The sequence below is a fragment of the Bacillus sp. DHT2 genome, assembly GCF_026241455.1.
Taxonomy (GTDB): Bacteria; Bacillota; Bacilli; order Bacillales; family Bacillaceae_G; genus Bacillus_A; species Bacillus_A pseudomycoides.
Genome location: NZ_JAPHWH010000008.1, coordinates 184507 through 206496 on the forward strand (window position 1 = coordinate 184507; position 21990 = coordinate 206496).

The 21990-nt window shown below is 35.0% G+C and carries 23 protein-coding genes and 2 pseudogenes; 14 read left to right on the plus strand and 11 right to left on the minus strand.

Annotated elements, in window-relative coordinates:
* Nucleotides 1-101: 101 nt before the first annotated feature.
* Nucleotides 102-305: a hypothetical protein gene (locus tag ORL93_RS19275; protein WP_018767239.1), complete on the minus strand. Its 204-nt coding sequence runs from the start codon at nt 303-305 to the stop codon at nt 102-104.
* A gap of 377 nt (nt 306-682) precedes the next feature.
* Nucleotides 683-1336 (minus strand): helix-turn-helix domain-containing protein, encoded by a 654-nt coding sequence (locus ORL93_RS19280; protein WP_098018905.1) that lies wholly within the window; start codon nt 1334-1336, stop codon nt 683-685.
* Nucleotides 1337-1473: 137 nt separating this feature from the next.
* Between ORL93_RS19280 and ORL93_RS19285 the strand changes: the two genes are divergently transcribed.
* Nucleotides 1474-2082 carry a manganese efflux pump gene (locus tag ORL93_RS19285; protein ID WP_098018903.1) on the plus strand — a complete coding sequence of 203 codons (609 nt, stop codon included), beginning with the start codon at nt 1474-1476 and terminating at the stop codon, nt 2080-2082.
* Nucleotides 2083-2199: 117 nt separating this feature from the next.
* Nucleotides 2200-2358 carry a hypothetical protein gene (locus ORL93_RS19290; protein WP_000532411.1) on the plus strand — a complete coding sequence of 53 codons (159 nt, stop codon included), beginning with the start codon at nt 2200-2202 and terminating at the stop codon, nt 2356-2358.
* A gap of 21 nt (nt 2359-2379) precedes the next feature.
* Here ORL93_RS19290 and ORL93_RS19295 read toward each other — a convergent pair whose 3' ends face one another.
* Both ORL93_RS19295 and glsA read right to left on the minus strand, forming a co-directional pair.
* The gene (locus ORL93_RS19295) at nt 2380-2721 is read right to left on the minus strand and encodes a DUF3969 family protein (protein WP_003194872.1); all 342 of its coding nucleotides are present in this window, start codon (nt 2719-2721) and stop codon (nt 2380-2382) included.
* A 177-nt stretch (nt 2722-2898) separates the two neighbouring features.
* Complete coding sequence (gene glsA, locus ORL93_RS19300; protein WP_006093333.1) at nt 2899-3828, minus strand: glutaminase A; 930 nt, start codon at nt 3826-3828, stop codon at nt 2899-2901.
* Between the two features lie 499 nt (nt 3829-4327).
* Here glsA and nagE point away from each other — a divergent pair, with 499 nt between their 5' ends.
* The 8 genes and pseudogenes from nagE (at nt 4328) to ORL93_RS19340 (ending at nt 13701) form a co-directional block, all read left to right on the plus strand.
* The gene (gene nagE / locus ORL93_RS19305; protein ID WP_003205798.1) at nt 4328-5821 is read left to right on the plus strand and encodes an N-acetylglucosamine-specific PTS transporter subunit IIBC; all 1494 of its coding nucleotides are present in this window, start codon (nt 4328-4330) and stop codon (nt 5819-5821) included.
* A gap of 260 nt (nt 5822-6081) precedes the next feature.
* Nucleotides 6082-7293, plus strand: coding sequence for a serine hydrolase domain-containing protein (locus tag ORL93_RS19310; protein WP_098018902.1), 1212 nt, complete (start codon nt 6082-6084; stop codon nt 7291-7293).
* A 43-nt stretch (nt 7294-7336) separates the two neighbouring features.
* Nucleotides 7337-7489 (plus strand): annotated as a pseudogene (locus ORL93_RS19315) (sugar ABC transporter ATP-binding protein); the annotation flags it as partial.
* 108 nt (nt 7490-7597) lie between these two features.
* A complete protein-coding gene (locus ORL93_RS19320) occupies nt 7598-8248 on the plus strand; it encodes a DsbA family oxidoreductase (protein ID WP_003194883.1) in 651 nt (216 codons plus the stop codon).
* A gap of 112 nt (nt 8249-8360) precedes the next feature.
* A complete protein-coding gene (locus tag ORL93_RS19325; RefSeq protein ID WP_179864018.1) occupies nt 8361-8507 on the plus strand; it encodes a hypothetical protein in 147 nt (48 codons plus the stop codon).
* Between the two features lie 568 nt (nt 8508-9075).
* A complete protein-coding gene (pflB, locus tag ORL93_RS19330) occupies nt 9076-11325 on the plus strand; it encodes a formate C-acetyltransferase (protein WP_018782719.1) in 2250 nt (749 codons plus the stop codon).
* Between the two features lie 66 nt (nt 11326-11391).
* Nucleotides 11392-12123, plus strand: coding sequence for a pyruvate formate-lyase-activating protein (gene pflA / locus ORL93_RS19335; protein ID WP_003194887.1), 732 nt, complete (start codon nt 11392-11394; stop codon nt 12121-12123).
* A gap of 411 nt (nt 12124-12534) precedes the next feature.
* Nucleotides 12535-13701, plus strand: a complete 1167-nt coding sequence (locus ORL93_RS19340; protein WP_018767243.1) for a diglucosyl diacylglycerol synthase — start codon at nt 12535-12537, stop codon at nt 13699-13701.
* A 588-nt stretch (nt 13702-14289) separates the two neighbouring features.
* Here ORL93_RS19340 and ORL93_RS19345 read toward each other — a convergent pair.
* The 4 genes and pseudogenes from ORL93_RS19345 to ORL93_RS19360 form a co-directional block, all read right to left on the minus strand.
* Nucleotides 14290-14409: a YfhE family protein gene (locus ORL93_RS19345; protein WP_003194890.1), complete on the minus strand. Its 120-nt coding sequence runs from the start codon at nt 14407-14409 to the stop codon at nt 14290-14292.
* 178 nt (nt 14410-14587) lie between these two features.
* Nucleotides 14588-15145: a GNAT family N-acetyltransferase gene (locus ORL93_RS19350; RefSeq protein WP_018782720.1), complete on the minus strand. Its 558-nt coding sequence runs from the start codon at nt 15143-15145 to the stop codon at nt 14588-14590.
* 241 nt (nt 15146-15386) lie between these two features.
* Nucleotides 15387-16517 carry an amidohydrolase gene (locus ORL93_RS19355; protein WP_003194894.1) on the minus strand — a complete coding sequence of 377 codons (1131 nt, stop codon included), beginning with the start codon at nt 16515-16517 and terminating at the stop codon, nt 15387-15389.
* Between the two features lie 76 nt (nt 16518-16593).
* A pseudogene (locus tag ORL93_RS19360) lies at nt 16594-17501 on the minus strand (TIGR01777 family oxidoreductase).
* Between the two features lie 82 nt (nt 17502-17583).
* Between ORL93_RS19360 and recX the strand changes: the two are divergent.
* Entirely contained in the window at nt 17584-18396 is an 813-nt protein-coding gene (gene recX / locus ORL93_RS19365; RefSeq protein ID WP_003194898.1) for a recombination regulator RecX, read from the plus strand.
* A gap of 9 nt (nt 18397-18405) precedes the next feature.
* The gene (locus ORL93_RS19370; protein WP_029427596.1) at nt 18406-18723 is read left to right on the plus strand and encodes a YfhH family protein; all 318 of its coding nucleotides are present in this window, start codon (nt 18406-18408) and stop codon (nt 18721-18723) included.
* A 63-nt stretch (nt 18724-18786) separates the two neighbouring features.
* On the opposite strand, the gene ORL93_RS19375 is transcribed toward ORL93_RS19370, so the two are convergent.
* Nucleotides 18787-18939: a YpzG family protein gene (locus tag ORL93_RS19375; protein ID WP_003194901.1), complete on the minus strand. Its 153-nt coding sequence runs from the start codon at nt 18937-18939 to the stop codon at nt 18787-18789.
* 58 nt (nt 18940-18997) lie between these two features.
* Nucleotides 18998-19156 (minus strand): small, acid-soluble spore protein K, encoded by a 159-nt coding sequence (locus ORL93_RS19380; RefSeq protein ID WP_018767248.1) that lies wholly within the window; start codon nt 19154-19156, stop codon nt 18998-19000.
* A gap of 214 nt (nt 19157-19370) precedes the next feature.
* On the opposite strand from ORL93_RS19380, the gene ORL93_RS19385 reads away from it, so the two are divergent.
* Nucleotides 19371-19637 carry a YfhJ family protein gene (locus ORL93_RS19385; RefSeq protein ID WP_003194903.1) on the plus strand — a complete coding sequence of 89 codons (267 nt, stop codon included), beginning with the start codon at nt 19371-19373 and terminating at the stop codon, nt 19635-19637.
* A 27-nt stretch (nt 19638-19664) separates the two neighbouring features.
* Here the strand turns inward: ORL93_RS19385 and ORL93_RS19390 are convergent, their stop codons facing one another.
* Nucleotides 19665-20645, minus strand: coding sequence for a metal-dependent hydrolase (locus tag ORL93_RS19390; RefSeq protein ID WP_018782723.1), 981 nt, complete (start codon nt 20643-20645; stop codon nt 19665-19667).
* A 148-nt stretch (nt 20646-20793) separates the two neighbouring features.
* Here ORL93_RS19390 and mutY point away from each other — a divergent pair, with 148 nt between their 5' ends.
* The gene (mutY, locus tag ORL93_RS19395; RefSeq protein WP_006093315.1) at nt 20794-21888 is read left to right on the plus strand and encodes an A/G-specific adenine glycosylase; all 1095 of its coding nucleotides are present in this window, start codon (nt 20794-20796) and stop codon (nt 21886-21888) included.
* Nucleotides 21889-21990 lie beyond the last annotated feature (102 nt).

Sequence of the window (21990 nt, forward strand, 5' to 3'; positions counted from 1 at the left end):
TTATATGTAGAGAATGACAGGATATCATTAGTATTGAAATGAAAATCAAAAAAAACGAGCTAATCTACCAGATAGCTCGTTTTTTATAAAATACATGTAGACTAGGAGGATTGATCTTTTTTGATTTGTAGTTTAACAGTCCAAAAAGCAGCAAGCATAATCGCTGCGATACAACCGCTAACTGTCCCGAGTAGCTGTGCATAAGGAAGGCTATTCATGTCGCTGTTGAGAAAAAACATCATGCATAGGATTGCAGGGAAAAGGTATAGATAATATAAGCGTTTCAGTCGTTTATCTTTTATCATCAACTTAGCCCCTTTTTATAAATTTATAATTAAATTATAGCATAAAATTTTCCAATTTGTGTGGTGGAATTCTGATTTGTGAAAGAGTAAGAAAAGTTTCATCTTAAGTTATGGATAAAATGAAGAAGTTGAAGTTCAGCAGTTGATTGAGTTTACGAAAGTGATTACCGCTTTTATCTATGAATGGTGTCATACACAAAAATAAGAAAAAATTAAGGTTTTCCTAATAAAAGGATAAGATACATCATGTAATATGAAAAGTACCTGTCGTGGAATCGTACAAACTTTGATGTTTGTACGATTTTTTTAGGATGGAACTATTTCAGAAGTTAGTCAAATTAGAATTCCGAAATAGTTCCATTTTTCTTGAGCAGCCTCTAAGTTTTCTTCTTTATATCAGCCAATTTCTCTTTTGCTAACACAACTGCAATTGCATCATCCAAATAGCCAATTGGAAATATATAATCTGGAATAATGTCTGTTGATAAAACAAAGTACAGTAGGGCACTTCCAATGATAGCACGCTCATTGAGAGGAGTGGACTCTTTGCAAAATTGATGATACATATCTGTTAATTGCTCAATGAAAGGACCTGTACTATCAATTTGCTCTAGTTTTGTTGAGAAACTCTCATGAATGCGTCTCTGACCTTCTGTTGTTTGTGCATATCTTTCATAATTTTCAAGTTCCTGTTTCACACGAGTTGTTGTGTACTCATAATCAAATAAGTTGGAGGATTGTAATGTTTGTTGAATTGCATCAAGTGATGTGTACATATCTGTTTTTTCTTTTTTTGTATGAGGGGAATCTGTATAGATTGCATCATATAACACTTGCGGTGGAATTTGCAGACATTCTGCAAATTTTTGCAGGTGTTTTTGTTTTGCTTGTTGTTTACCATTTATAATTCTTGAAATTGTGGAAGGATCAATGTTTGTAAGTGTTCCTAATTGGCGCATAGATAAGGCACGTTCTTTTAACAATTTTTTTAATAAGGTACCAAGTTTATCATTTGGATTTTGAGTAGACATAGTTTTGGCACTCCTTTTTTTTCTAAGGTGTTGAAAAAATGTGGAGCTTTTTATTACAAGTATATGAAGCCGACAGGCACAGTTGCTCAACATTTGCATAATATGCAATGAAAAGTGAACAGAAGGAGTGAATGTTGATGAGTACAGCCAGTTTATTTTCAATTTTTTTGATTGGAATTGCTTCTAATTTAGATAATGCAGGTGTAGGTATTGCGTATGGGATTCGCAAGATTCGAATTTCTGGGTTTAATAATTTTATCATCGCCTTTTTTGGTTTCTTGTTTGCTCTATTGGCTGGTTTTTTTGGAAGTTGGATTTCATTGTTTATTTCAGATTTTATCGCAAATTTAATTGGTGCACTTGTACTCGGGATAATTGGGGTATTTGTTTTATGTCAACCCTTACTTAGTAAGCAAGGGGAGGTATCAGAGAAAGCTGGAAGCGTGATGGGAATATTACGTAATCCTGAGAATGCTGACTTTGATAGGTCTAAAACAATCAGTTTTTCTGAAGCATTGGTATTAGGTGTTGCATTATCAATTAATAATCTTGCAGGGGGATTTGATGCGGGAGTAACCAACTTGAATCTTTGGTGGACTGCAATTATCTCAGGTACATTTAGTTTCATTTGTATTAGCGGTTTTTCCTATATAGGGAAGAGATTTTTAGCGGAATACTTAGGAAAATGGGCAACAATTATTGCGGGCATTTTACTAATTCTTATCGGAATCGATCAATTGATGTGAGAGCAGATTGGAAAACAATATTCGAATATTTCCTTGGAAATACAACAAAGTACTGCATATATCGACGTGTTTTTCTTCATACTAACATTGATTTCTTTTAAAGAAAGGGGGATGAGTATGGGACGTGGTAAAGCATTTGATCATAAGAAAAAAGGTCATGATCATCAGCCGCCTAAAGGAGCATTCATTCATAAGGATGTAAATGAGCATACGTTAGAAGAGGAAGAATTACCAGTTAATATTGAAACGTACAAAAATAGTTTAAAAAAACATTAAAGCACCTATATAGGTGCTTTTTTAGCGGATGTCCTCAATTAATTGCTGTGATTCTTCATACATGCCATATTCACCTAGAACTTGAATGCAACGCCATTTTAATTCCTCAATACTTGGTTCAAGTTCTTCGGGAAGGACATGATGAATGTCTTCAAGCCCCATTCCAAAATGAATAAGCTCTAGTACTTGATCATCAATATTTCGATCCATTAATAATTCCAATACTTCTAAATTGAATATGTATCGATAAGCCTCATCGGGGGAAACAACTTTTAATTTTAGGCTTTCTACAATACTGAGTATAAAAAGAAGGATGGTTTTTTCTAGGACAGGCTGTTCCTCCATTTGAAAAATAAGTTTCATTTCTTTTACACCTCCACCGTATAGCGTTAGGTTGTACTATATTATTCGGGAGGGGGGAACAAATATGCATAATAAAAAAAGTTATCCTATTTAAGTGGGGGCAGGATAACTTTTTTATTTGTTGGAATTTGAAATTGAATTATAGGTAATGAGGAAAACTGTCATTAAGAAACCTTTTTAAAAAATACTCCAACCTTCCTGAGCGGAGAGTAACTCTAATATTTTAAATCCAGCGATACTATTTCCATTTGCATCTAGAGCTGGTCCAAAAATACCGATTCCCATTTCGCCTTTTACGCAGCCAAAAATACCACCGGCTACCCCACTTTTTGCGGGAATACCAACGCGGATTGCAAATTCACCAGATTCGTTGTACATGCCACATGTTACCATAAATGTTTTGCAAATTTTTGTGATATGTCTTGGAATAATTTGTTTTTTCTTATATGGATCGTAGCCATCCATTGCGAAGATTAAACCAATACGTGCTAAATCAATACAGTTTACTTCAATAGCACATTGACGTGTGTATAAATCCATTAATTCCTCGATATTGCCATCAATGATGCCATTTTGCTTCATATAGTAGCAAAGAGAACGATTTAAGTAAGCAGTTTCTAGTTCAGAGATGGCTACTTTTGAAGAGTAGTTAATTGTAGGATTGTCTGTAATATCACGTACGAAGCGGAGAATTCGTTCCATCTTCTCTTCGTTACTATCTCCTGTAAGCATACTTGTAATAGCTAACGCACCAGCGTTAATCATTGGATTAAGAGGTTTAGAAGGGCTAGTTGTTTCTAGCTTAATAATAGAATTGAATGGGTCACCAGTGGGCTCCATTCCAACTTTAGAGAATACATATTCTTCACCGCGATCTAGAAGAGCAAGAGCAAGTGTAATTACTTTTGAAATGCTTTGAAGGGTGAAGAGTGTTTGTGAGTTACCAGCATGGATATATTCTGTCTCTTTATGGTAGATAGCGATCCCTAAATCGTCTGGATTTGCATTTCCTAGTTCGGGGATATAAGTAGCAAGTTTACCTTTTTTTGTATATGGCTTTACTTGTTCTAACAGCTGTTGCAAGTTATTTATCTCGATGCACTGCATAATACCAACGCTCCTGTTCCTTTTTCACTAAGTTTACTGTTCCCTATAAACTTGGAAATAAATAATAACATGAAAAAGTGGAATGATAAAATGAAACTTCTATTTGAATAAAAATTGAAAACAATATAAACCCTTTTTTAGTTGGGAGAGAGGATCTGGCCATGCATAGAAGCGGTCAGATCTTCTTCCTGCCCCATGCCAAGTAAAACAAAGAGAGAAAACGAGGGCAGGTCACCTTTTGTTCTTCATAGCCGTGGCTTATATGTTGGAAAATCAAAATGGCTGTATAGTTGCCTTATCTTTCATTTTAGTCGGTAATAAAAGGAAAATCCCCCTTTTATATAACAGTTTGAAAATGGGGAATATAACCATAAAAAGTTCATAAATAAAAGCTACACATCTATACAACTATATGTTATTATGATTATGTAATAGAAAGCGTTTTCTAAGGTGCAATTATAATGATAACGATTTCATAAATTGAATAGGGGGAATTACAATGTTGCAGTTTCTACAACGTATTGGTAAAGCGTTAATGCTTCCAATCGCAGTGTTACCAGCAGCAGGATTATTGCTTCGTTTAGGTCAACCAGACGTATTTGATATTCCTGTTATGGCACAGGCCGGTGCAGCAATTTTTGATAACTTAGCACTTATTTTTGCAATTGGTGTTGCAATCGGTTTATCTGTTGATGGTAGTGGTGCCGCAGGTCTTGCAGGTGCGATTGGTTATCTAGTTATGAAGAATACAACTAATACTTTAAGTGTTAGTTATTCAACAGCAGAATTAAATGATAAATTAAAAAGTGTTCAAGACTTACTCGGTTCAGTTGATCCAAGTAAGTTAGCAGATACAATGACAAAAGTTTCAAAAGCATCGGCTTTAACACCGAAGATAAATATGGCTATACTTGGTGGTATTATTGCCGGGGTTGTCGCTGGCTTATTATATAACAAATTCCATAAGATTAAATTACCAGAATGGTTAGGATTCTTTGCAGGAAAACGATTCGTGCCAATTATTACTTCTGTTGTCATGCTTCTTTTAGGATTAGTATTCGGTCAAATTTGGCCAACAATTCAAAGCGGTATTGATGCAGTAGCACACGGTATTGTAAACTTAGATGCAATCGGAGCTGGTCTATTCGGTTTATTAAATCGTCTATTAATTCCAATTGGTTTACACCATGTAATGAACACATATTTCTGGTTTGTACTTGGTGATTTTACAAATGCAGCAGGCGATATTGTTCATGGTGATATCGCACGCTTCTTTGCGCAAGATCCATCAGCAGGTATGTTTATGACTGGGTTCTTCCCAATTATGATGTTCGGTTTACCAGCAGCATGTTTCGCAATGATTGCAGCTGCTAAACCAGAAAAACGTAAAATGGTTACAGGAATGTTAGCTGGTCTTGCTTTAACATCATTCTTAACTGGTATTACAGAACCAATTGAATTCTCATTCATGTTCTTATCTCCAGTATTATATGGTATTCATGCTGTATTAACAGGTATTTCGTTATTCGTAACAACAAAACTTGGTATTCACGATGGTTTCTCATTTAGTGCCGGTGCGATTGATTATTTCTTAAACTTAGGTATTGCAACAAAACCGTTATTATTAGCGGGAATTGGTTTGATTTATGCAGCAATTTACTTTGCGGTATTCTATTTCTTAATTAAGAAATTTAACTTAAAAACTCCAGGTCGTGAAGATGATGAGGAGTTAGTAGAAGAAGATGAAGTACCAGTTGCAGGATCTATCGGTGAAACTTACGTAGCAGCATTAGGCGGAAAAGACAACTTAACCGTTATTGATAACTGTGCGACTCGTTTACGCCTACAAGTCAAAGATGCAAACTTAGTAAATGAGCCAGCATTAAAACGTGCAGGTGCAAAAGGTGTTATGAAATTAAGTAATACAAGCGTGCAGGTTATCGTAGGTACAAACGTTGAATCTGTAGCTGATGATATGAAAAAACATGTATAAATAATTGTAAAAGAGGATGTTCAAAAAGGTCGATAAAGTTGATCTTTTTGAGGGCATCCTCTTTTTTTATAGAAATATTATCGGGAATCTTACTTTTTGGAATTTTCTTTTTCTTTTTTGTGCATATTTGTTGGTAATACGTTCGTCACATGATAAAGTAGGGATGGTATAAAACAAAACTTCCATTAGTTAGGAGAAATTAGAGGATATCTTTTTTATGAATGGATTAAATTATTGGTAAATAAGGGGAAAAAAGAACCATGAATGAAGAAAAGGATAGTGTCAGTGTGAAAGCTCGTCGACCGGTTACATACATAAAAAGAACGGTCATTCTCATTGTATTGTTTTCGCTTGTATATTTTGCGTTTACAAAAAATACTTCACATAATAAGAAAGAGAATGCGTTAAAAGCAACTAAGGAAGTAAAGAAAGAAACGGTACAAAAACAAGCAGAACAGCCTCCGGAAGTGCCACAGCAAGCTAATAAGGAAGTGGAACAACCTGTCCAAGGACCACCACAAGAAATTAACGAGAATGCCCAATTAGATGAGTATTTAAAGAGCAAAAATTTTAGTGGAACAGCAGTTGTTGTGAAAAATGGAAAAGTACTTTTGAATAAAGGGTACGGGCTGGCAAATCAGGCGAAAAAAATACTAAATAATTCAGAAACAACATTTTATATTGGCTCAATTTCAAAGGCATTCGTAGCGACAGCGACTATGCAGTTAAAAGATCAAAATAAACTTCAAACAGAGGATACAATAGCGAAATATATTCCTAGTTTTCCAAGAGGTAGCGAAGTTAAATTAGTTCATCTATTGACACATACATCTGGAATTCCTGAATATGAGGCAGGAGCAGATGATATTTCTCATGAGGAATTGTTGAAGCGAATTGGACAACAAAAACGTTTATTTAATCCAGGTGAAAAATGGAAGTATTCGGATTCCAATTATTCAATACTTGGTTACATTGTTGAGAAAGTTAGTGGACAACCATTAGAAGAATATATTAAACAACATATTTTTGATGTTGTAGGCATGAAAAATTCGGGTTTTGGTACTGAATTAGAGAAAACAAAGTATCCTTCTACTGGTTACAAGATTGTAAATAATAATATGACAGTACCTGCTATCCCGAGCATGTCACAATTATATGGAAATGGCGACATATATACGAGTGCAAATGATTTATACTTATTTAACGAAGCGCTATTTTCTGGGAAGCTAATATCCAAAGAAAGCTACAATCAAATGTTTACAGCATTTAAAAAAGATTATGGATTTGGATGGTATGTAAATCCGGGAAGTTACTCTAATCACGGTGTAATGCCGGGATGGAATTGTTTAAATGGATTTAGTAGAAGTGGTAATGCGTATGTTATTTTATTATCTAATATTCAAAATAACATTAAATCATTTGGTACGGTTAATAATGATATTTATACGATGTTGCAGCATATTGAAGTGTAAGAGACTATCTTTTGAGGTAGTCTTTTTTTCATGTAAGTTGAGAATTGATGTAAAAGAAGACGACATTCCACTAGAAGCAGTTCAATATTTTTCAGCAAGTGGCGGGTCACTTGTTTCGATATCGGTATCTGAACATGCGGATTTTGAAAAAGCGGTATACTATGCGGTAACAACAATTATAACCTTTAAAAATTAGAAGACATCGTAGTAGGATGCCTCTTTTATTGGAAAAGTATAAGAGTTGACAATTAAACTTCGTTGTAACTATAATTGTTTCAACTTGATCGTAAAGGGGAAATTAATCATGACGTTAAAAATAAAAGTCTATTCGGATTACGTTTGTCCATTTTGTTTTTTAGGTGAAAAGCCACTGCAAGAAGCAATTCAAGGAAAAGATGTAGAAGTAGAATGGATGCCGTTTGAATTACGACCATATCCAGCGGAGCGAATTGATCCATGGAATGAGCCAGATAAATTAGGGATGTTTCAAAGCACAATTATGCCATGGGCAGAGCAAATGGGTGTTGATATGAAACTGCCTCGACTTTCACCGCATCCATATACACATACAGCTTTTGAAGGGTATCAATTTGCGAAAGAACATGGAAAAGGAAATGAGTATCAGCACCGTGTATTCACAGCATTTTTCCAAGAAGAACGAAATATCGGCGAAATTGAAGTGCTAGTAGAAATTGCTGGAGAAGTCGGATTGAATCAAGAAGCATTTCGAGCTGCTTTAGAAAATCACACATATAAAGCAGCTCATGAAAAAGCAGTACATCATGCATATTATGAACAGGGCGTACAAGCTGTACCAACATTTATTATTGGTGATAGCGTTGTCCAAGGTGTCCGAGATAAAAAAACGTTAGAAGCAGTGATTGAACAAGAATTGAAAAAAGAAACTACAACTTTGTCAGAAGGAATGACATGTAACATAGATGGTTGTGAGTGATAAAAATAGCTGTTGGGAGTGTCCCAACAGCTATTTTTATTTTAAATAAGTTCTGCCATTTCTCTATGTTCAAGCTTATATGTAGCAAAAACCAAAAGAGGAGGTATTAGAAATGAAGCATGCAATTCCCCCACAGTATTTGCCCGTCCCAAGTAAAAGATGTTCTGGATTACAAATGGATCAAGTTACATTTGTTGTTGCTCATGATACCGGAAATCCAAATGCAACAGCTGCTCAAAATATATGGAGAAGAAAATGATTTATCCCGCATTAACGGACAGTAATACTCCCACCTCAAAATTCAGCGAAAGCAAAGAAGTTAGGTGGGAGATGAACTGTCCGTAAAAGCCCGATTGGTGAGGGCTAATAATCAGTGGGGAATGGAGAAAACCCTCACTGATTAAAGTTTCACTTTATATTGTGTGGGACGAATGAATGGATTAGTGCAAATTCGAAAAATGTAAAATATATTTCCAATTAATCATGAAAAGAAGTGTACCAAACAGGTACACTTCTTTCTATTCTGTTCTAAAAAAACTATAACAGAATAGGAGGTAAGGGTATTACAGTTTAAAATGGGTATGACCCTTTATACTACAGAATAGGATTCGTTTATAAGAATACCAAAAAAATACAATTAAGGAAAGAGTTAATTTAAAAGAGTCTTAAATGAAGTTAACACTATGTGTATAGTGGTTTGTTCAATATTTCACAAACGTGTCACAACTATCTCATTCACTTTTTTAAAAAAAGTAGTATTCTAAATGTGTAAGCTGTTATATAAAAAATCTTAGTCCTGTACTAATCAAAAAATGGAGGAGATTAGGATGACTCAAGTATTAGAAAATGTAAAAAATGCATGGACAAACTTTAAAGGTGAAAAGTGGAAAGCAGAGATTGATGTCCGCGACTTCATTTTAAATAATGTAAACATTTATGAAGGTGACGAAGCCTTCTTAGCGGGAGCAACAGAAGCAACGAAACAACTTTGGGATCAAGTAATGGAGTTAACAACACAAGAGCGTGAAAATGGTGGCGTTCTTGATATGGATACAAGCATTGTTTCTTCTATTACATCTCACGGTCCTGGATATTTAAATAAAGATATTGAAAAAGTAGTTGGTTTCCAAACTGACAAGCCATTTAAGCGTTCATTACAACCTTATGGTGGTATTCGTATGGCAGAACAAGCTTGTGAAGCTTATGGATACGAAATGGATAAAGAACTTAGTCGTATTTTCAGAGATTGGCGCAAAACGCATAACCAAGGTGTATTTGATGCTTATACTCCAGAAATGAGATTAGCTCGTAAATCAGGTGTTATTACAGGTCTTCCAGATGCATATGGTCGAGGACGTATTATTGGTGACTATCGCCGCGTGGCATTATACGGTGTTGATCGTTTAATCGAAGCGAAAAAAGAAGACTTAAATTTAACCGGCGGTGTAATGAGCGAAGATACAATGCGTTTACGTGAAGAGTTATCTGAGCAAATGCGTGCACTTCAAGAGTTAAAACAAATGGCTGCTTCTCATGGTTTTGATATTTCTAAACCAGCAACAAATGCACAAGAAGCATTCCAATGGTTATACTTCGCTTACCTTGCAGCGATTAAAGAACAAAACGGGGCAGCAATGAGCCTTGGACGTACTTCTACATTCTTAGATATCTTCATCGAAAGAGATATTGAAAATGGTACATTAACTGAAGAAGCGGCACAAGAAATTGTCGATCATTTCATTATGAAATTACGTCTTGTGAAATTTGCGAGAACACCTGATTATAATGAATTATTCTCTGGTGACCCAACTTGGGTAACAGAATCTATCGGTGGTATTGCACTTGATGGTCGTCCATTAGTAACGAAAAACTCATTCCGTTTCTTACACACATTAGATAACTTAGGACCAGCTCCAGAGCCAAACTTAACAGTTCTTTGGTCTAAACAATTACCACAGAACTTTAAAAACTACTGTGCGAAAATGTCTATTAAAACATCTGCAATTCAATATGAAAATGATGACATTATGCGCCCAGAGTATGGCGATGATTACGGTATTGCTTGTTGTGTGTCTGCAATGAGAATAGGTAAGCAAATGCAGTTCTTCGGAGCTCGTGCAAACTTAGCTAAGACACTATTATATGCAATTAATGGCGGTAAAGATGAAAAATCAAAAGAACAAATTGGACCTGAATTTGCACCTATCACTTCTGAAGTATTAAATTACGAAGAAGTAATGCGCAAATTCGATATGACAATGGAATGGCTAGCAGGTTTATATTTAAACACATTAAATGTTATCCATTATATGCACGATAAATATAGCTATGAACGTATTGAAATGGCACTTCATGATACAAATGTTCTTCGTACAATGGCAACGGGTATCGCTGGCTTATCTGTAGTAGCTGATTCTTTAAGTGCAATTAAATATGCGAAAGTAAAACCAATTCGTGATGAAAATGGCATTGCAGTTGACTTTGAAATTGAAGGTGATTTCCCTAAATACGGTAACAACGATGACCGTGTAGATGAAATTGCAGTAAACCTTGTGAAAACATTTATGAACAAGCTTCGTAAACATAAAACATACCGTAACTCTGTTCATACAATGTCAATCTTAACTATTACATCTAACGTTGTATATGGTAAGAAAACTGGTAACACTCCAGACGGTCGTCGTACTGGTGAGCCATTTGCACCAGGTGCAAACCCTATGCATGGACGTGATACAAAAGGTGCACTAGCGTCACTATTATCTGTTGCAAAATTACCATATGAAGATGCGCAAGATGGTATTTCTAATACATTCTCAATTATTCCAAAAGCACTTGGTAAAGAAGATGATGTACAAGTTAAAAACTTAGTATCTATGCTTGATGGATATGCAGTGAAAGAAGGACATCACTTAAATATTAACGTATTTAACCGTGAAACATTAATGGATGCAATGGAACATCCTGAAAAATATCCACAATTAACAATTCGTGTATCTGGTTACGCAGTTAACTTCATTAAATTAACTCGTGAACAACAAATCGATGTAATTAATCGTACAATGCATGAAAGTATGTAAGTAAAAAGTTTCCCTCTGTTGTAATAAAAGCAGAGGGAGGCTGTTTCAATAAAGGAGGAAGTTAACATGGTAAAAGGAAGAATTCATTCTGTAGAGTCTTGTGGTACTGTTGATGGCCCAGGAATTCGTTATGTCATATTTACACAGGGGTGTCTATTACGCTGCCAATATTGTCATAATGCTGATACGTGGGAAATCGGTAAAGGAAAAGAAATAACAGTTGAAGAAGTGATGCAGGATGTTACATGTTACCTTCCTTTTATTGAAGCTTCCGGTGGTGGCATTACTGTGAGCGGTGGGGAACCATTACTGCAGTTAGACTTTTTAATTGAGCTATTTAAGAAATGCAAAGAAATTGGAATTCATACAACAATCGATTCTTCTGGAGGCTGTTATTCTGAAGAGCCAGAGTTCCAAAGAAAATTAAATATTTTAATGGACTATACAGATTTAGTATTATTAGATTTAAAACATATCGATCCTAAAAAGCACCGTAAATTAACTGGTAAAACGAATGAACACATTCTACAATTTGCTCGTTATTTATCTGATAAACAAAAACCAATTTGGGTAAGACACGTATTAGTTCCAGGTGTTACTGATAGTGAAGAAGATTTGCAGAGATTATCTAGCTTCATTCAAAGTCTTTCTAATGTAAAGAAAGTTGAAGTCTTACCATATCACAAGCTTGGTGTATATAAATGGGAAGCACTAGGACATAAGTATCCTCTTGAAGGGGTAGAACCTCCAACAGAAAAAAATGTTCAAAAGGCAAAAAATATTTTACAAGCAGTCTAATCCATTTGGATTAGACTTTTTGCTTTCTTTTAATAAAATCTAGAGTATATCTATAGAAAAGAGTATACTGAAAGTAGAATATCCATATTTTTGTAAAGAAATAAGAGGATAAATTTACATAATTGTAAAGGGAAAACCAAATAGTAACAAGAATTAAGAAGTAGCAGGGTGAGTATCATGGAATATGATCATTTGTAAGTTATTGCGAAAGCTCTGATAGGAAAGTATAATGTAAAGATATGAGCACAGATAGGATTAAGGGGTCAATCTTATATGCTTTGCATATCCACGACAGGTACATAGCTAACATGAAAGTGTTGGAATCCAAACATGTAATTTTTTTTAGGAAAATGTTTTTCCTATTGTCGTATATGCAATATGGAAAAGCGAAAAAGCTAGGAGTGGATTTGTTTGATAAAAAACCCCAAGGTTTTAATATTAACTGCACATTACGGTAATGGTCATGTGCAAGTAGCAAAAACATTAGCACAAACATTTCGTCAAAAAGGAATTGAAGATGTGATTGTGTGTGATCTATTTGGAGAGTCACATCCAGTCATAACGGATATTACAAAATACTTATACTTAAAAAGTTATACAATAGGTAAAGAGCTATATCGCTTATTTTATTACGGTGTGGAAAAGATTTACGATAAGAAAATTGCATCGTGGTATGCGAATTTTGGGAGAAAACGTTTAAAAGCACTATTACATGCAGAGAAACCAGATATTGTTATTAATACATTTCCAATTATTGCAGTGCCAGAATTGAAAAAGCAAACAGGTTTTTCAATTCCTGTTTATAATGTGTTAACGGATTTTTGTTTACACAAAATATGGATTCATCGTGAAGTAGATCGTTATTTTGTAGCGACAGATCATGTGAAAAAAGTAATGGTTGAAATTGGTGTACCTTCAGAGCAAATTGTAGAAACTGGGATTCCAATTCGTAAAAACTTTGAATTAACTATTAACCCGGAAATCCTATATAGTAAATATCATTTATCTCGTGAGAAAAAGATTTTACTTATTGTAGCAGGTGCCCATGGTGTATTAGGAAATGTAAAAGAATTATGTCAATCATTTATGACAGTTCCTAATCTTCAAATAGCTGTTGTCTGTGGGAAAAATGAAGCCTTAAAACAAGAGTTATTAGGGCTTAAGGAACAAAAGCCTGAGGCATTAACAGTATTTGGTTATGTAGAGAATATCGATGAGTTATTCCGTATTACCTCTTGTATGATTACAAAGCCAGGAGGCATTACATTAAGCGAAGCGGCAGCTTTACAAGTACCTGTCATTTTATATAAACCAGTACCGGGACAAGAAAATGAAAATGCAATATATTTTGAAAAAAAAGGAGCTGCACTTGTAATTCGTGAAGATGAGGACATTTTTGCGAAAACAAAGGCACTATTAGAAGATGATAGGAAGCTCTTACAAATGAAAGAAGCGATGGGAAGTATCTATCGTCCAGAGCCAGCTTGCCACATTGTAGATGCAATTTTAGAAGAGAACCATGTGCAATCTAATCATATGCCGATTAAGTCGCCAGCTCTTGCTCAATCTTTTACGTAATATGAAACCCTCTTTGTATTTGGAAAGAGGGTTTCTTTGTTGTTTTGTAGGAATTCAGTATAAAAGTTAAAGTTAGTCACAAGGTATAACTGCCCTAGCCAAAACAGTTCCCCTCGATAAAGTTGTATGTTTTTATATATTCGTTATATGTTATCCACAAGAGAATGCGGTTTCAATAGACGGTAAAGTCGGAATATTAACAACGATATCCACATTGTCCACAATTTTCAGAAAAAATATCCACAAAATAAACATGATATTTGTGATTAAGTTTATAATAATCCAAAAGAATTGATAAATTTATACACAATTCTATTAATTTTGTGGATAAAGTTTTCCACAAAAAATACCCCTTATAATATAAGGGGTAAATCTTTACTTTGTCATCCAAAAAGTAAAGGGTAGGAGAGGGTAAAAAAATTACCTCAAGTTTCACTTTATCCCACTATTTGTGGGCAGTAAAATTTCATCTCAAACTTTGACGAAAGCAAAGAAGTTAAGTGATCAAGTGCCCGTAAAAGCCCGATTGGTGAGGGCTGATAATCAGTGAAGGATAAAGCACCCATTGATTAAAATTTCACTTTATAATTATACACCTTTAGGGCGATATCCCGCTGCACGATCTGCTCTTCGAAACTCTCGTTGATAAAGAACCTCTTGTGTACTATTTAATGTATTTCTTGCTTTTTCACGTTTCTTTCTATCCATTACAGATCACCTCGTGTCATAAAGTTATTATCTATCATTTCCAATGACATAAAGAGGTATACACAATAAACAAGTATATTCATTTTATCCCGCTATTCGCGGGCAGTAAGGCTCCCACAAAATAGGTGGGGGATAAGTTTCCCACTGATTAAAGTTTCACTTTATAATTAGTGACATACTACGCTTCTTTTAAATGATGAGTATCTTGGAATGTAGTATCACGCATTGTAGAAAGAGTATATTGATCTTTTGGAATTTCATATAAGTTATATACTTCTTCGATTGTGTTAATTTGATCATAAACAGCTTTTCTAGTTTCGTTTGCTAGGTTTACATATGGTAGTTTTTCAGCTGCTTTCATCGAACGAATATTTACTTTGCGAATACGCATAAAGATTATTTCAATATCTAACTCATAGAAAAGCTCGCTGAAAAAAGCATCTTTTGCTAATTTATTATACCCCTGGCCATGATACGGTTTTCCAAGCCATGTACCAAGAAAACCAGCTTTTTCTTGCACATCAAATAAAGTAATCGTGCCGATAGGGTTTCCCCATTCATCTAAAATTGTGCGTGAAATTAATTCACCACGCTCTTCTGCTTCTATTGTTTGCTTTGTTAAAAATAAAAACTCTTCGTATGAATAAGCTTTTTGACGCACAAAAGGGAAGACAGCAGGATCCACCATTAAATCATATAGAACGTGGCTGTCGTGTAAGTCGCGTTTTTTTAACATACTAACTCCTCCTCATATGAGGGTAGCATGACGAAAAAACACCCCACCCTCGAAATTTTTATATCAACCTTTAAAAAATTTCGGGGTGGGAATCGAACCCACTAGAACCAGTCTATAACGCTGGTGGCGCACCATTTGCCTTCCCCATTCATCAATTTGAAATGAAAAATCACGACACAAATTGATTATGGTTTCATTCAGTTTATAATCGTATAATACTTTATCTAGTCAAAAAAATAAACTAGTTTTTTTTATTTTTTTTGTAAATTATTTTTCCATCAATCATAGTTAGTACGGGCTTGGCTAAGTAATGAAATGGGTGATGTGTCCATAATACAAGATCGGCATCTTTTCCAACTTCAATACTTCCAATTCTTTTCTCTAAACGTAAGTTTCGAGCGGGAATGATTGTAACTCCTTCTAATGCAATTTTTTCATCTAATCCTTCCCTGACAGCGATGGCTGCACAAACATTTAAATATTGAATGGGAGTATAGGGATGATCTGTTGTAATCGAAACTTCTATCCCATGCTTTGATAAAGTATGGTAAGTATCCCATGATTTATTTTTTAGTTCAATTTTTGATCGGCGTGTTAATGTCGGACCAACAGATATTTTTAAATTTTGATTGGCAAGTTCTTTTACAATAAAATGTCCTTCTGTGCAGTGTTCAATACGTAAATCAAGATTGAATTCTTTTGCAAAGCGAAGAGAGGAAAGAATGTCATCTGCCCGATGAGCATGAATACGTACTGGAATTTCTCGGTGCAAAGCTTTTAGAATAGGGAGCATTCGAAAATCTGCTTCGTTTCCATAATGTTGTGCTTCGTAAAAAGATTCACGAAGCAATCCCATAATCCCCATACGAGTAATCGATTCTTTTGTGCCATTACTATGAACTCGTTTTGGATTTTCTCCAAATGCAATTTTTAATCCAGCAGGTTCTTGAATAATCATATGATCGATACAAGTTCCGGCAGTTTTAATCACACATGTTGTCCCGCCAATAATATTTTGACTTCCAGGCATAACGTGGGCAGTTGTAACCCCATTTTGAACCGCATCTTGAAAAGCAATATCAAAAGGATGGATACCATCTAAAGAACGAATATGTGGTGTTAATACTTCAGATGTTTCATTGGCATCATTTCCAGCCCATCCAGTCCCTTCATCGTATAAGCCGAGATGAGTATGCACATCGATAAATCCTGGTAAAAGGTGAAGGGCTCTTGCATCAATAACAGTCATATCTTGAGTGGGCTCAATATGTGGTTTTATCGCAGCGATTTGATTGTGTTTAACCAATACATCTCCTTGAAATTTGGAAGAAGTAATGGGATATACAATGGCCTGCTTAAATAGCGTTTTCATAGATACCTCATTTCCATTGGCTAATAACCTTTAAATTAGTAAATAGAACAATTTTAATGGGTTTATTTCAGAAGTACTACAGTGTATGCAATATAATATTTTGTAATGCAGGGTTTAATGTAGGAAAAGAATATTGGTATCCGTGCTGTATTGCTTTGTTAGGCAATACATGTTGTCCTTGTAGCACAAGCATACTCATTTCTCCAAGTAAAGCATGTAGTGCAAATGCTGGAACGGGAAGCCAATGTGGGCGATGCATGATAAATGAAAGTGTCTTTCCAAACTCTTTCATTGTTGTAGGATTTGGTGCTGTAATGTTAAGAGGGCCTTCTATTTCTTTTGTGTCTATTGCAAAATCAATCATGCGGATGACATCATCTAGATGAATCCAAGACAGCCACTGATTACCTGAACCGATTGTGCCACCAATAAATAATTTGTAGGGAAGCAACATTTTAGGAAGGGCACCACCCTCTTTTCCTAAAACAATTCCAAAGCGTGTATAGACGGTTCGAATTCCGAGAGAAGTTGCATGAGAGGCGGCTTCTTCCCATAGTTTTACTGTAGTTGCTAAAAAGTCACTGCCATGTTCTTTGTTCTGTTCTGTAAAAATTTTTGTTCCAGATGTACCGTAATAGCCAATTGCGCTAGCGTTAATAAAAGTATGGGGCTTATTTGGTAATGTTTGTAATTGTTTGATGAGACTATTTGTTGTATGAAGACGACTCGTTATAATGTTTTCTTTCTGCTTCTTTGTCCATCGACCGTTATTAATAGATTCTCCAGCTAGATTAACAACAACATCGATAGAGGTGAGAGGGAATTTAGGTGAGCATTTATCCCATTGGACGTAGTGAATGTTAGAGTTGAAAGGTGTCTCTTTTTTTCTCGGGTAAGAATGTAAATGGTGTACCCTTTTAGGCTTAAAAAAGTAGCTAATGCTTTACCGATAAAACCAGTGCCCCCAGAAATTGCAATTTTCAACTAAACTTCCTCCTCATTATATATATTCATGAAAAGCAAAATTGTTCCGCAACTATGTTAAAATAGTAGCGGGGTGAAGAATATGGCTGTCATTACAAAAATAGAAGTACAAAAACGAACGAAAGAACGATTTAATATTTATATTGATAAAGGACAAGGTGAAGAATACGGATTTAGTGTGAATCAAGTAACCTTAATCAAGCACGGTTTGCAAAAGGGTTTAGAAATCGATGAAGTAGAGTTAGCAAATATTTTATACAATGAAGAAGTACAAAAAGCATATTTGCAAGCAATTTCTTATTTATCCTATCAAATGCGGACGAAACAGGAAGTAGAAGAATACTTACGAAAAAAAGAAATTGGACAAGCCGTCATCTCTGAAGTTATTTCGAAATTATTACATGATCACTATATTAATGATAAAGAGTATGCCATTTCGTATGTGCGAACTCATAGTAACGTGAACCAAAAAGGACCGACAATTATTAGACGAGAACTTTTTAGTAAAGGTGTCCAAGATATAATTATTACTCATAGTTTACAAGAGTATCCGAAAGAGAAGCAAATTGAAAATGCTTTTGAGCTTGTAGAAAAAAAGAAAAAGTCCTATCAAAAGCATTCTTTTTTACAAATGAAACAAAAGCTAGAAGAAATGTTAGTCCGTAAAGGATATAATCGTGATGTAATTCAAATTTGTCTAGAAGAATTAAAAGAGGAAAAGGATGATACGCAGCAACAAGCTGCATTGTTATATCATGGAAATAAGTATCATGAGAAGCATAAAAAGCATGATGGATGGACATATGAAAATAAGATGAAACAAGCATTATATCGAAAAGGATTTTCTATTGATGAGATAGAGACATTTTTACAAATGAAACGTGAAGAGGGATGAGAGAATATGATGAATATGCCAAAACGTTATAGTGATATGACACCACATGAGTTAAGAGAGGAAATTGGCATTTTAAAAGAACAGGCTGTGAAAGCAGAGCAGCTTGGTATAGTAAATGAGTTTGACGTATTAATGAGAAAAATGGCAATGGCTCGTGCTTATATGACAGATATAAACGCATTTCAGATTGGTGAAATGTATGAACTTATAGAAGAACCGGGTGTCTTCTTTACGATTACGTATTTCAATGGGGTATTTGCTTGGGGACATAAACAAAATGAGACAGAGGAAATTGGTATTCCTATTTCGCTATTACAAGAGAAATAAAAAACCAGAGAGCCTTGGCTGCTCTGGTTTTCATTTTTCGTAGTTGTTAAAGGAGATAGGCAATTAAATTTGGCGTTTTCTCATCTCATTCGCCAAAATAATGAGAGACTGGTTTTGCTGCGTCTGTCCATTTACTTGCGCTTTTGCATGTTTCGGACGTGCCCAGGTAGGGTTGAATAATTCAGAACGACGATCTAAATGATTACGGTAGCTCATCTTTATCACCTCATGTAGGAAGTTAATTGCAATAACTCTTTAGAACGGACTATTGTTTTTACTCTTCCTGATGATTTGCGGCACGCATACGTTCCTGTGGGTGCGTGTTAATTGTGCCGTTAGGTCTTTTCGAAGCAAAACGAGCTTTTGCTTTCGTTGGACCATCGATTTTGCTGTTGTTTTTTGATTCAGACCAAAATTCGGCTTGTCTACCCAAGAAGAACGCCCCCTCATTATTAAATGATACTTACTAAGAAGTATCATTAATAGAATGTGCAAAATAGAGAAAATTATGCTTGAACATAAAATGAAACTTCTGTTGGCGATGGAAGAAGTTCATGAATGCGTGTATCCTTTTGTTCATTTATAATTTTGATGTGGTAATGAGGTTTGGAAATAAAGTACGAAATTAATAAAAGGAGAAATAAATAATGAATGATAAGTATGAAGTATTAACAAAAGAATTACTTGAAAAAAATAGCTTTCTGTCTTATTCTCAGGCTCGTGCATGGATTGAGTTATTATGGGAGGACTTCCAAGTAACGTATGCAAAGTCTGGTCGTTATCAAGGTGAAGAGATGACGGAACAAATTGTAAGAACATGGATTAATAACCATGGTGAACGCCTTCATGAAATCCGCACGAATAATCCGAAATATAGTCATTTAATTAATCAAGATGATCATTTAAAGCATTAAAAAAGCGACCGAAGTTGGTCGCTTTTTTTAATGCGGAATCAATTCCAATTTTTTACGAAGCTTTTCTTCACTAAAAATCCATCCAGTATAGGAACTAATAATATTTAAATTTTGATCCAGTTGGACAATTGCAACGAATGGGTAATAGTCTTTACTACGGTACCGTAAATCGATAAAACGCACTTCATAATAGTTGTCGTAATCAAAAATATCCCAGCGGTATACGGGTGAAAAAGATAAAAAAGCAGAAATGTTTTCATCTTTTTGTGCAGCTCGCATAATTTTATTATCTGGAAGTGGAATACGATTAAATTTATCATGCACCATAATATGGCCGCGGTGCCAACGCGCAACATAATAGTGTTTTTTTGTTACAATAGCCAAATGATAGTGATAAAAGCGATAAGAAGGAGAAATAATGACTTCCTCTACATCTTCAAATCGTTTGTAAACTACACTTTTTACATTTTGTCTCATTACAATTCGACCGACATAGTAGACAAACATTAATATATATGCAGCTAAAGCAGTATATCCTTTATGGGAGCCAACAACCATACAAGCGATAGCGAGTATATGGATAAAGAAAATAACAGCATCAAATGTATTAATTACACCTAATGCAACCCACCTTTTTGTAAAAGGCCTCAACGCTTGTGTACCATAGGCGTTAAAAATATCAACAAACACGTGAAGAAAGACGGCGATAAATGACCAAAGTAGTAGATGAAAATAGGGAGCTTCTGTAAAGAAGGCAAAGGAAATTCCGCTTATAAGGAAAGACCAGAGAATAACAGCAGGAATGGAATGAGTAACCCCGCGATGGTTTCGTATATATTTTGCATTATTACGTAATTTTAAGACGGTATCAATATCAGGAATATTGGAACCAGCGATCGTTGCAAGCATAACAGCTTGTGGTCCGAAATCACTCTGGCTAATGGCTGGATCTAACGTTGCTAAACCACCTAATGTGACGCCCATAACAAGGTGAGTGGCCGTGTCCATGAAAATACACCTCCGTTTTTTATTAATGTAACTCTTTTTATTCGATATCTCAAGGCATTTGCCTTCTATTTCCTATATCATCTTACTTAAATTTTTTCCTAAAATCTTTATAATAGTACGTATATGCAAAAAATGAGGGGGATCAAGTTTGGCACTTGAAATATTAGATGATTTTAACATAGAGAAGTTTCAACATGATTTAATTAGTTGGTTTGAAAAAGAACAGCGTGATTTACCTTGGCGTAAAAATAAAGATCCGTATCGCGTTTGGGTTTCTGAAATTATGTTGCAGCAAACAAGAGTGGAAGCTGTAAAACCATATTACGCAAATTTTATGGGAAAGTTCCCAACGTTAGAAGCGTTGGCATCGGCAGATGATGAAGAGGTATTAAAAGCATGGGAAGGCCTCGGTTATTATTCTAGAGCGCGGAATTTACATGCAGCGGTGAAGGAAGTAAAAGAAGTATATGGTGGGAAAGTACCAAGTGATGTGAAAAAAATTGAAAAATTAAAAGGTGTTGGTCCATACACAAAAGGTGCAATTTTAAGTATTGCATACGGTATACCAGAGCCAGCTGTAGATGGAAATGTAATGCGTGTTTTATCCCGTATATTATCGGTTTGGGATGATATTGCGAAACCTAAGACGCGAAAAGTATTTGAAGAGATTGTACGTGAAATCATTTCAAAGGAAAATCCATCTTATTTTAATCAAGGCTTAATGGAGCTAGGTGCGCTCATTTGTATTCCGAAAAATCCAGCTTGTTTACTTTGTCCAGTTCGGGAACACTGTCGTGGTTATGCAGAAGGTGTACAGAAAGAGTTACCAGTCAAAAGTAAGGCGAAAGCTCCTAAAATGGTGCCACTTGTTGCGGGTGTGCTGCAAACAGAAGATGGAAATTATGTAATTAACAAAAGACCGAGTACAGGATTACTTGCAAATATGTGGGAATTCCCAAATGTTGAAATTAGCGAAGGGATTCGAAATCAGAAACAACAGCTTACTGATTATATGAAAGAGAACTTTTCCATTTCTATTTCTATCGATGAGTATGCAATGAATGTGCAACATACTTTTACTCATCGGACATGGGATGTATTTGTATTTTATGGGAAGGTAACAAGTGCTATTAAAGAAACAGATACATTAAAAGTTGTATCTAAAGAAGAATTTGAAAAATTACCTTTTTCTAAATCGCATCGTATGATTTATGAAGAATGTGTTAAAAAACTTCAGCCTTAATGGTTGAAGTTTTTTCGACATAAACATAATAATTACTTACAAATATTTCATATTCCCTTAACAAATGACAAATACAATGAAAGTTGTAATGAAAAATTTAAA